We start from the raw sequence: 9,052 nt of genomic DNA on the forward strand, positions 1-9,052 counted from the left end.
ATCCGTTGTGGGTCCCGACCGACCGAAGGATGAACCCAGATGACGTGGCAAGTGTTCGTAGCGATGGTGCTGCTGGTGATCACAGTCGCAGCGCTGCTCGCCCGCACGTGGGCCAAGAACCCGGCAGGCCGGACGCGCAACCTCCGCATCGCGGTGATCGCCGGTGGGCTGGCCCTCCTGGTGATCATCCTGGGCTCGACGACGGTGGTGTCGCCGCGCAACGTCGGCGTCGTCACCACGTTCGGGCGCCCCAGCGGCACGTTGAGCAATGGGCTGCACCTCAAGGCGCCGTGGCAGTCGGTCACTGAGATGAACGGCACCATCCAGATCGACAACCACACCGGCGACAACGCCACTACCGTTCGGGTGGGCAACAATTCGACCGCCTACGTCGACAACAGCGTGCGGTGGCGCATCCAGCCGGATGCTGCCGACGAGCTGTTCTTGGACTACCGCGACTTCGACAACGTCCGCGACAACCTGGTCACGCGCGAACTGAAGGCCGCGCTCAACGAGGTGTTCGCCAGCTTTGATCCGCTGAACCCGTCGAACTCCGACGGTGCGAGCGTCCAGGCGCTCGGTGACGAGGTCGCCGGGAAGCTGCGCCAGAAGGTCGGCACCCAGATCGAGATCATCAACGTCATCGTGCCGTTGGTGAACTACGACCAGGCGACGCAGGACCGGATCAACGCGCTGAACGTCGAGAAGGCCAACACCCGGATCGCCGAGCAGCGCGCTAAGACGGCGGAGGCCGAGGCGAAGGCCAACGAGATCCTGTCGAAGTCTGTCTCGAACGATCCGAACGTGTTGGTCAGCAAGTGCCTCGACGCGGTGCGCGAGAGCGGGCTCAGCCCGTTGGGGTGCTGGCCCGGGTCGCCTGCGGTGCCGACGGTGCCGGTGGGTTAGACGTGGTGACCCAGGTCAGGCAGATTTGTGGAACGTGTAGACCCGGTACTGAAGGAGTCCGGTCTTGGTCAGCCACTTGATCCATCGGGTTCCGACGATCATTGTTTTCTGGGCGTCCGCTGACCCTTGATCGCGGAAGAATTTGATCAGGAACGGGTACGTCGGCAACGTGTTCTTCCGGATGTTGCGGTTCGCGACGACTTCGAGACCCGCACGTTTGCCCATGACCTTGTAGGACCGAAGGGGTACATCTCCGAGAGTTCCGTATGACTTCGCGATCTGGGAGCGAATCGCCATCCAGATGGGGGTCTTGCCGAAGAATGCCATGGTGGGAACGAAGTCGGACACCGCCAGGTAGCCGCCCGGTTTGAGTACCCGTGCTGCTTCGGCGATGAACTTCTCACGCGATGGGAAGTGGAAAATGCATTCGACGGCCAGGACGCGGTCGAAGGAGTCGTCCTCGAACGGCAGCTGACATGCGTCGGCTTCGATCCAGCCGATCTTGTTGCCGTGGGTGGGGTTGGTCTGGGCGTCGGCGGCTGCGAGTTGGCGCGGGTCGATGTTCAGGCCAGTGAGGTCCATATCGGAATGTGCGGCATTGATCTGTTGGATGGTTCCGCCGAACCCGCAGCCAACATCCAGCAGCTTCTGCCCGTTGGCGACCTTTCCGGCCTCCAGCAGCACGCCGTTCATTTGCTCCATGGCAGCTACGTAGTCGGCCCGGGTGCCGTCGGCAGCCTTGGGGTCGTCCCAATAACCCCAGTGCACTTGGTTTTCCCACAGCTGACCTGTTTCGCCCCCGTCCTGCCGTTCGTCGATGAGCAGGTCAAAGTAGGGGAGGTCGAGCATTCGCGGACGTTACCACGATCCGGCTTTTGTTCCGGTGAGGCTGGCCGCCGGTTCGGTGCCGAAATTTGGCTCGTTGCTATCGGTCCCGATTGAGCCCACGATTTGTGTGATTGCCGCCCCGGGTTTAGAGGGTGGGCATGAATTCGGCAAGCGCAAGGATCATGAACACCACCAAGGCGAGCCCAATCAGCCCGCCGACGGGAATCATGACCACGCACACCGCCACCCAGACGAGAAGCCGCGACCATTCAAATGGCTGGTTCCCGACTACGCCTCCACGATGTTCCCGGAGGACGTGGTAGATCGCCCACACGCCCGCCCCGGCCGCGGCAACCGCGATGATCCGCAATCCGACCGGTGTCGCGGCTAGCGCGACGCTCGCCATGATCGCGACGGCCCCAATGCGACTCCACCCCACCGTTCGAAGCCTCGCCACGCGCGCAGTAGCAGGGCTGCGATCCGGCTCACCGCGGTAGCGCGGTACCCGCCCCTCGACGCCCAACAGTCGCCAAATCCAGCGCGACCACACCGTTCGCAGACCTAGGTCCTCAGCAACTCGCCGCACGTCGACGGCCGATTCCGCCATTATCCGGCGCGACTGGGCGCTCCTCCAGTAGGCGGCCTTGAACACCCGTCGTGGAATCCCGAACTGGCGGGCGAAAGTGCGCGGTGGTCCGACCGACTCCCCGATCAACCAACGGAGATAGAACGGGAAGGCAATCGCATACGTCGCTCGCCTTAAGCGCCCAGCATCTCGCATCCGCTCAGCCAGGTAGTCGTCGGCAAACGTGATGTGACGCGCTTCTTCCGCCAAGTGAATGTAGGTGATCTTGTTCAGCAGCGGGGGCACCTGAGCCGCGCCACGATGCTGCAGCGTCTGCTGATGGTGCAGGGGCTGTTCGCCACAAAGCACCCCGATGAAAAGGAAGACGTTGGCATATCCGCCAATGAAGCCGAGGAGCGGCGCGATTATCCGGGAGCCGCGCCTCATTCCGGGAACATCCTCGCCGGTGCGGTTGATGAATTCCTGGAACATTTGGACGTGCTTGGATTCTTCGATCAGTTCGTGGAGGAGATACCGAAACACCGAGGAACCATTCGGCAATTTGCCCGCGTAATGCACCACTCCGCGGATCAACGTCGTCTCGAATTGGATCGTGGCCTTGAGCGTGTTCGCGGTAATCCAGCGGCCGATGTCAATGCGCCGCTGTAGCGACTGCTCGGCATACCAATCCGTAGCCGCGAGCGGAGCGGTTGCTGGATCCAGTTGCCAACGCGGATCGTTCTCGTCCAACGCGTTCTCGGGTGAGTCCCAGTCGATGTCAACGTACGGATCGAAACTCAGCCGAGTCGTCGCATCGGAGAGTGCCTGCACCCTGTCGGCGTAGAGCTCCACCGACGCGCCATTTGCATCGCTGACCTCTGTCATTTCTCAATCCGTTGAGCTACGACGAGTTGCGCGCCCAGCTGCTCGTTGGCGCCAGGGGTCCGCCGCAGGTCATGCACGGCGGGATCCAGCGACGCCGAATCGATCGACCGCTTTGGGCTGCGGCTCGATGACTCCGATACACGAGTTCAACTGCGCTCCTCATCTCCGAGCCCGGCTCCTCGGCCCCGGACTCTTCCTTGAGCGCCGAACGGGAGCGGCGTTCTCGATTTTGGGCATGTCATGCGCGCGCGCTTGGATAGCCACGCGGACGTTATGTACATGTGACTAGCCCGCTCGGCGTTGCCGGGGCGGGCGCTCGCAATCTGCCGTGCGCCTGTCGCGCCGGCCACAGTGCTGGCCGAGCACCGATCGTGAGCCTTTCGGCGGGAGCAGCCAGTGACCTCTACGTCGGCGGCGGGCACGCGGCTTCACCAAGTAGTGGTGCAAGGTCCGCGGGGCACCACTCCGCAGTACAGGCCGAATCCCGTGTCCGAAATGGCTAGTCAGATAATCCCATCCAGTCATCGACTATTGGGAACGGCTCAGCCCAAGCCTTCAACCTATGTGCGATGTCCTGAACACCGACCTGCCCCTCGGCGACGTCCACGACGAGCGCGATGACCTGGCCATCCTCAACGAGAATCTGGAAGTTCATCATCTAGAACACTGTGGTCGCGGCCCAAGCGGTGCGCTTGTTGCCATCGATGAACGGGTGGTTGCGCGCGAGACTGTGAAGCACCGCGGCAGCCTTCTCATGGACGGTCGGGTACGCGTCTTCGCCGAACACAGTGGCCTGCGGGCGGGTCGTGGCCGAGTCCAACAGCCCGAAATCGCGCGGTTGGCCCGGACCCACGAACCGCTCGTTGAACGCCTGTACATCGTCGGTGCTCAGATAGTGGGTCATCGCTTCCTCATGGGGGCTCTGACTACAGGTCCGCTAACTTGTCGAATGCCACGGCATGTCGGGTGAGGACCTTCTCGAAGGCGTCACGAACCATGTCTGTACGGCCATTTACCCGCAGATAATCGATGAGCGCACGCTTGATCACATCGTTCCCGGAGGTTTCGGTGACAAAGGCATAGTTCTTCAGTGCGTCTGCCAGCTCGGCAGGCAAACGCACCGTGACGCCGATGGTCTTCTGGTTGGTGTCGGTGTTGGTGCTCGCGTTGGTGGTCATTTGAGTGACTCCTGGTCGCTCCGTGATTGTGACACCATGATGTCATGGTGTATCAATGCCTGTCCACCGTCATGACATGACACATCGCTGGGCTAGGGGCAATTTTCGGGTGGCAGGACCGATCTAAGAGCCGCAGCCGGACTCACATCGCGGTGGCCGAGTTTCTCGACGGCCACAACCGATGAATAAGCGTTGAGCCGCCTCGTAATGTGGTGCCCCCACCAGGGCTCGAACCTGGGACCTGCGGATTATGAGAGAGCAGATTGCGCAGCAAATTGCGGATCTCAATTTTGATCTTGGCCGAGATGTTGCATGAGTGCGGCCCGAACGTGACTCAGAAACGGGTCTGTACGTTGGCTAACAATGCTGTAGTGGTCGCCATGCCATCACAGACCGCGCACCCGTTGATAATCGATTGGGAACTATCCCAGCTGGCCATACGTCGCTCCGAACGTACCGTATCCGAACGGGTTCGAGTGATGAACCTGTTCGCTCGGGAGTCGGGATATTCGCCTGTGACCGCTCAGCCGATGCAAATTATTCGGTGGCTAGGGACCCATCCGGAATGGTCTGATTCGACGGCGGCAACGTATCACAGCTACCTCCGTTCGTGGTTCAAATGGTTGTGCCTGATGGATCACCGCGAGGACAATCCGATGGTCAAGGTTGGTGCACCGCGATACCCCGATAGGATTCCGCGGCCCGTCAGCGACGACAGCCTCGTTCGTCTGCTGCTCACGCGGATGCACCACCGAACCCGCGTGATGATCCTGCTCGCCAGCCTCGCTGGCCTACGTGTGCACGAGGTCGCCAAGATCGGCGGCGAAGACGTCGACCTCAGCTCGCGACAGCTCTACGTCCACGGCAAGGGCGGCAGCCGTCACCTGCTCCCGTTGCACCCGCTGCTTATCGACGCCGCCCACACCATGCCGACGAGAGGGTGGTGGTTCCCGTCGAACACGATGCGGCCGGGCCACCACGTTCGCAGCAAGGGTGTCTCGGACATCATCGGCAACGCGATGCGCCGGGCCGGGGTCGCCGGGACGCCGCACAAGCTGCGGCATTGGTTCGGCACCACGCTCCTGGACGACGGCGCGGACATCAGGACGATTCAAACGCTGCTTCGGCACAAGTCGCTGGCGACGACGCAGATTTACACGAAGGTCTCCGATGACCGCCGCGTCGATGCGATCAACCGGCTAGACCCGTTCCGCGGCGCTGCCGCGTAACGCCACCCGCCTGGCTGCCTGGACCACGCGGCGGGCGGTCTCGCTGCGCCGGGCCAGCATCACCGGAGTACGCGGAACGGACACCAGCACGACGACCGGGTGCCCGGCGAACGTCTTGTCGTCCAGGGGCACCGTCAGGTAGCGGCGTCGGTAGGCCTCGATGAGCTCGGCGCGGTAGGCCCCGGCGTACTCGGGATGCGCGAACAGTGTCTTGTTGAACCCGACGGCGAACGGCACCAGGTCGCCCTCACGCAGGTAATCGAGCGTGCCCACGCAGACGTCGGGCCACTGCGGATTGAACACGTCGTCGGCGATGACGATGCCGCCGGGCGTCAGGCAGTTGGTGGCGAGGTTCATGTCGCTGCGCACGATCGACGCGGTGTGGCCGCCGTCGACGGAGAACAGTCGCGCGCCCGACATTTCCGGCACGTCGCCGGCCTTCAGCTGAGTCGAGTCGCCCGCGTGCACGACCGGCAGCGAGCAGCCCCAGCGGGCCACGTTGCGCCGGAACTGGGCCAGGTCGCCGCGGCCCGAGTTGTCGACGTTGCGCTCCTGGTCGTCGAACAGGTCGACGGCGACCGACGGCTCATCGGCGCGCTGCAACAGGCACATTCCGATGAACAGGCGACCGTGGTGCACGCCGATCTCGACCACCGATCCGCTGATATCGCGGGCTCGCTGCGCCTGGTTTAGCATTGCCAGCAGGCCGAACACCGGCCCCTCGGTGTAGCCCTTCACGCGCCGGTAGCCGCCCCGTTGATACCGCCCAAACATACCGTTCCCCCCGTAGCTTTTGTTTGCTGATGCAACTTACCTCATGGTCTTGATTCGACCTATGAAACCGCCGGATCGGTGCGCCGCTAGTCCTCGACAGGGAGGGTCATCACGGCGTAGCTCTCGACGTCGGGGTGATCGTCGAGGAACTCCCCGATCTGCTCCATGTTGTCGTCGAAGTCATCCGCCGCGGCATAGATCAGTCCCGCGCGTCGGGCGAACTCGACGAGCTTGGCCTCGGCCTTGGGCTTGGTGCGGTGAGCGCTGATGTAGCCGGCCCCCTCGACGAGGTTGAGCTCGACGACGTAGACGTTGACCTCAGAGCGGGCGACTGCGGTGCCTTCGCCTTGCGCGATCGCCGACACCGCAGCCGTCTCGCCGCCGCTGTCGGCCAGGTCGATGCGCTTCACGGTGCGACCTTGCCGAATCGCTGGTATGCGCCCTGGCGGCTGATGCCAAGGGCCATGCCGATCATGGCCCAGCTGTCGCCGGCCTCGCGCGCTGCGGCGACCGCGGCGTCGAGCTCGGCTTGGCGCTCGCCGGCGACGTGCATTGCGTCGCCGAGTGCGGCGGCGGCGGCGGCGATCCGGCGCATGTGGCGGCCGTCGCGGGCCTTGGCCGGGTCGACGTCGAGGCTGTCGAGCCAGGCCTCGGTGTCGGTGGGAGTGCTGGTGGTCTGGTCATTCTTCATGGCATCACCTCAGAGGTAGTCGTAGAACTTCGGACGGAGGACGTCGGCGTGGATGATGCGCGCGGGCTCATCGTTGACGACGACCAGTTCGAGCAGGCGGGCGGCGCGGTCGGCACCGATGACGAGTGAGCGGACCTCGGCGTCGTACTCCTGCTCGATGATGCGGATCGCGTTGGCGACCGCGTGCAGCATGTCGGCATCTTCGATGCCGTGCTTGCGGGCGCTGTTCGTGATCTCCATAGTGTAAATGGTACGTTTACGCGGCGCATCTGTCAACACCTACTACAGCAGATCGGTAGCAGATACCACTATCGCGTCGATTGGCGGCGGTCAGGGCGTAATTCGCCGAGTTTCGTTCTGCCGCAAGAGCGACGTCGATCCGTTGCCGACGGTTCGATCCTGACGCTCGTCGGTAGGGGTCGCTACATTAATCGCGTTGCGTATGCCGCATATCCGCCTGTAGCGTGAGGAGCATCATTGAGTAGCGCTCGCTACCCGGCACGGGGAGGACTGGCCATGCGGATCGCCGCAAGCTGGGGCCCCGACGCCGCCCACGTGCTCCTCGCGCGGTGGCAAGTGCGGGTGCTGTCCCGGTGGGCCGACGAACGCGACGCCGACGAGTCGGCCGAAGAGGTCGAGCCCAATGCCTGACACCGACCGGCTCGTCGAGCTCGGCCGCGAGCACGGCTGGACCGTCACCGACAACCGCCACGTCGGCACGGTGTGGTTCGCCCGTGGCCCCGAGTACGCGCACCTCGGGACTGACGCCGCCGGCGATCGAGTGCTGTCCGCTCACGGCGGCGTGCACGGTCGGCCTACCCGATTCTGGGCGGCCGGCAACGACGTCGGTCTCGGGGTGCGCGTCGGCGATCGCGCCGCAGTCCTCGCCAACTGTCTGACCGCTGAGCCCTACCGATTCACCTGACCCGAAAGAGAGAACGAACACCGTGATCGAATTCCTATGGTGGGTGCTCGTGCCCGCCGCGATAGTCCTCGTCGGCCTGACCGACGAGACGATCTGAGAGGCCCCACCGTGCCCGACTACAACCGACGCCAACGCTCCGCCACTTGCGGGACATGCCACGGTGAGCTTCGGTTCTATCCGAAGCCGCTCGCTGACGAGGCCGCCATGGTCGCCGAGACGGAAACCGAAGGCGACTGGTCTCACCTCAATCCGGCGGATTGGATCGACAACCCGCACCGCCCCGACCCGCAGGAGAACGCCGCCTATGAAGATCACGACCGAACGGACTGAGCGGGTCGTCGAGGTCTACGAGGTACCCGACGAACTGCGGGCCGGGACCGACGCGGTGCTGTTGGCCGAGGCCGACCGGCGGGTGCCCGTCGAGGGCCGCCGCGAACCCGTCGGCGAATGGGTGATCGTCGACCGCGGCGAGGACGACATAGAGCTCGCCGCGGCCGCGTTCCGCGACGCCAAGGCTGCGGCGAAACGCGCCGAGGACCGGGCCAAGGCGCTCGTCGTGGCCACCGCCGAGGACCGCACCCGCAGTGAGGCCGAGCTCGCTTCGATGCTCGGCGTGGACCGCATGACCATCCGACGATGGAGAGGCAAGCAATGAACCCGAGCGTGACCCCGGCTGCCCTGGCGGCAGTCCTGCAACAGGTAATTGATCGGTGGCCGGATGCCGTACTTGAGCGGTCACCAGTCGGCGAGCTCAACGTCATCGCCGACGATCGTTGGGTGGCGATCGTCTTGCTCATGGCCGGCGAGTTGTTCATCGTCGGCGAAGGGGACGACGACGGGGACGAGCCGTGACCGCGGGCGAGTGGGTGCCGGGGCGTTGGTGGCGGGTCACCTATTCCGATGGTCGCCGCTACACCGATGGGCCCAACGCGGGCGAGCTGCAGGTGTGGTGTGAGACGTCCGACGCGGTGCTGTTGGCCGAGGCCGACCGGCGGGTGCCCGTCGAGGGCCGCCGCGAACCCGTCGGCGAATGGGTGATCGTCGACCGCGGCGAGGACGACATAGAGCTCG

Annotated in this window: 16 protein-coding genes and 1 pseudogene; 8 read left to right on the plus strand and 9 right to left on the minus strand. The window is 64.2% G+C overall.

Translation table 11 applies throughout. The features are described 5' to 3' along the window. Nucleotides 1–39: 39 nt before the first annotated feature. Complete coding sequence (locus SLQ33_RS17680) at nucleotides 40–906, plus strand: SPFH domain-containing protein (protein ID WP_319455130.1); 867 nt, start codon at nucleotides 40–42, stop codon at nucleotides 904–906. A gap of 15 nt (nucleotides 907–921) precedes the next feature. Here the strand turns inward: SLQ33_RS17680 and SLQ33_RS17685 are convergent, their stop codons facing one another. The 5 genes and pseudogenes from SLQ33_RS17685 to SLQ33_RS17705 form a co-directional block, all read right to left on the minus strand. After that, nucleotides 922–1,755, minus strand: a complete 834-nt coding sequence (locus SLQ33_RS17685; RefSeq protein WP_319455131.1) for a class I SAM-dependent methyltransferase — start codon at nucleotides 1,753–1,755, stop codon at nucleotides 922–924. Nucleotides 1,756–1,879: 124 nt separating this feature from the next. Beyond that, the gene (locus SLQ33_RS17690; RefSeq protein WP_319455132.1) at nucleotides 1,880–3,184 is read right to left on the minus strand and encodes a diiron oxygenase; all 1,305 of its coding nucleotides are present in this window, start codon (nucleotides 3,182–3,184) and stop codon (nucleotides 1,880–1,882) included. 499 nt (nucleotides 3,185–3,683) lie between these two features. Next, nucleotides 3,684–3,842: a hypothetical protein gene (locus SLQ33_RS17695; RefSeq protein WP_319455133.1), complete on the minus strand. Its 159-nt coding sequence runs from the start codon at nucleotides 3,840–3,842 to the stop codon at nucleotides 3,684–3,686. A gap of 3 nt (nucleotides 3,843–3,845) precedes the next feature. Continuing rightward, a pseudogene (locus tag SLQ33_RS17700) lies at nucleotides 3,846–4,088 on the minus strand (type II toxin-antitoxin system death-on-curing family toxin); the annotation flags it as partial. 22 nt (nucleotides 4,089–4,110) lie between these two features. Further along, entirely contained in the window at nucleotides 4,111–4,362 is a 252-nt protein-coding gene (locus SLQ33_RS17705; RefSeq protein ID WP_319455135.1) for a DNA-binding protein, read from the minus strand. A gap of 632 nt (nucleotides 4,363–4,994) precedes the next feature. Between SLQ33_RS17705 and SLQ33_RS17710 the strand changes: the two genes are divergently transcribed. Continuing rightward, nucleotides 4,995–5,591: a tyrosine-type recombinase/integrase gene (locus SLQ33_RS17710; RefSeq protein ID WP_319455136.1), complete on the plus strand. Its 597-nt coding sequence runs from the start codon at nucleotides 4,995–4,997 to the stop codon at nucleotides 5,589–5,591. Here SLQ33_RS17710 and SLQ33_RS17715 read toward each other — a convergent pair. The 4 genes from SLQ33_RS17715 to SLQ33_RS17730 form a co-directional block, all read right to left on the minus strand. Beyond that, nucleotides 5,562–6,329, minus strand: a complete 768-nt coding sequence (locus tag SLQ33_RS17715; RefSeq protein ID WP_319455137.1) for a class I SAM-dependent methyltransferase — start codon at nucleotides 6,327–6,329, stop codon at nucleotides 5,562–5,564. The genes SLQ33_RS17710 and SLQ33_RS17715 overlap by 30 nt on opposite strands. Nucleotides 6,330–6,451: 122 nt before the next feature. Continuing rightward, nucleotides 6,452–6,775, minus strand: a complete 324-nt coding sequence (locus SLQ33_RS17720; protein WP_319455138.1) for a hypothetical protein — start codon at nucleotides 6,773–6,775, stop codon at nucleotides 6,452–6,454. Beyond that, on the minus strand, nucleotides 6,772–7,056 hold the full coding sequence (locus tag SLQ33_RS17725) for a hypothetical protein (protein WP_319455139.1): 285 nt from the start codon (nucleotides 7,054–7,056) through the stop codon (nucleotides 6,772–6,774). Before SLQ33_RS17725 ends, SLQ33_RS17720 begins: the two co-directional genes overlap by 4 nt. A gap of 9 nt (nucleotides 7,057–7,065) precedes the next feature. Beyond that, on the minus strand, nucleotides 7,066–7,296 hold the full coding sequence (locus SLQ33_RS17730; protein ID WP_319455140.1) for a hypothetical protein: 231 nt from the start codon (nucleotides 7,294–7,296) through the stop codon (nucleotides 7,066–7,068). 237 nt (nucleotides 7,297–7,533) lie between these two features. Between SLQ33_RS17730 and SLQ33_RS17735 the strand changes: the two genes are divergently transcribed. From SLQ33_RS17735 to SLQ33_RS17760, 6 genes are all read left to right on the plus strand, one after another. Then, a complete protein-coding gene (locus tag SLQ33_RS17735) occupies nucleotides 7,534–7,707 on the plus strand; it encodes a hypothetical protein (RefSeq protein ID WP_319455141.1) in 174 nt (57 codons plus the stop codon). Beyond that, nucleotides 7,700–7,981 (plus strand): hypothetical protein, encoded by a 282-nt coding sequence (locus SLQ33_RS17740; RefSeq protein ID WP_319455142.1) that lies wholly within the window; start codon nucleotides 7,700–7,702, stop codon nucleotides 7,979–7,981. Before SLQ33_RS17735 ends, SLQ33_RS17740 begins: the two co-directional genes overlap by 8 nt. 204 nt (nucleotides 7,982–8,185) lie before the next feature. Then, on the plus strand, nucleotides 8,186–8,311 hold the full coding sequence (locus SLQ33_RS17745; protein ID WP_319455143.1) for a hypothetical protein: 126 nt from the start codon (nucleotides 8,186–8,188) through the stop codon (nucleotides 8,309–8,311). Then, nucleotides 8,286–8,636: a hypothetical protein gene (locus SLQ33_RS17750; protein WP_319455144.1), complete on the plus strand. Its 351-nt coding sequence runs from the start codon at nucleotides 8,286–8,288 to the stop codon at nucleotides 8,634–8,636. The genes SLQ33_RS17745 and SLQ33_RS17750 overlap by 26 nt, the downstream gene beginning before the upstream one ends. Further along, complete coding sequence (locus SLQ33_RS17755) at nucleotides 8,618–8,833, plus strand: hypothetical protein (protein WP_319455145.1); 216 nt, start codon at nucleotides 8,618–8,620, stop codon at nucleotides 8,831–8,833. The genes SLQ33_RS17750 and SLQ33_RS17755 overlap by 19 nt, the downstream gene beginning before the upstream one ends. Further along, nucleotides 8,830–9,052 (plus strand): hypothetical protein (locus SLQ33_RS17760; protein ID WP_319455146.1); only part of this gene is annotated, 223 nt, incomplete at its 3' end. The genes SLQ33_RS17755 and SLQ33_RS17760, both read left to right, overlap by 4 nt.

It is taken from the genome of Mycobacterium sp. RTGN6, assembly GCF_033804605.1.
In the GTDB taxonomy this organism is placed as follows: Bacteria; Actinomycetota; Actinomycetes; order Mycobacteriales; family Mycobacteriaceae; genus Mycobacterium.

Excerpts from the sequence above, each read along its gene's own strand:
- SLQ33_RS17690 (WP_319455132.1), bottom strand. The coding sequence starts at position 3,184 with ATGACAGAGGTCAGCGATGCAAATGGCGCGTCGGTGGAGCTCTACGCC.
- SLQ33_RS17730 (WP_319455140.1), bottom strand. The coding sequence starts at position 7,296 with ATGGAGATCACGAACAGCGCCCGCAAGCACGGCATCGAAGATGCCGAC.
- SLQ33_RS17755 (WP_319455145.1), top strand. The coding sequence starts at position 8,618 with ATGGAGAGGCAAGCAATGAACCCGAGCGTGACCCCGGCTGCCCTGGCG.
- SLQ33_RS17710 (WP_319455136.1), top strand. The coding sequence starts at position 4,995 with ATGGATCACCGCGAGGACAATCCGATGGTCAAGGTTGGTGCACCGCGA.
- SLQ33_RS17695 (WP_319455133.1), bottom strand. The coding sequence starts at position 3,842 with ATGATGAACTTCCAGATTCTCGTTGAGGATGGCCAGGTCATCGCGCTC.
- SLQ33_RS17680 (WP_319455130.1), top strand. The coding sequence starts at position 40 with ATGACGTGGCAAGTGTTCGTAGCGATGGTGCTGCTGGTGATCACAGTC.
- SLQ33_RS17725 (WP_319455139.1), bottom strand. The coding sequence starts at position 7,056 with ATGAAGAATGACCAGACCACCAGCACTCCCACCGACACCGAGGCCTGG.
- SLQ33_RS17740 (WP_319455142.1), top strand. The coding sequence starts at position 7,700 with ATGCCTGACACCGACCGGCTCGTCGAGCTCGGCCGCGAGCACGGCTGG.
- SLQ33_RS17750 (WP_319455144.1), top strand. The coding sequence starts at position 8,286 with ATGAAGATCACGACCGAACGGACTGAGCGGGTCGTCGAGGTCTACGAG.
- SLQ33_RS17745 (WP_319455143.1), top strand. The coding sequence starts at position 8,186 with ATGGTCGCCGAGACGGAAACCGAAGGCGACTGGTCTCACCTCAATCCG.
- SLQ33_RS17685 (WP_319455131.1), bottom strand. The coding sequence starts at position 1,755 with ATGCTCGACCTCCCCTACTTTGACCTGCTCATCGACGAACGGCAGGAC.
- SLQ33_RS17705 (WP_319455135.1), bottom strand. The coding sequence starts at position 4,362 with ATGACCACCAACGCGAGCACCAACACCGACACCAACCAGAAGACCATC.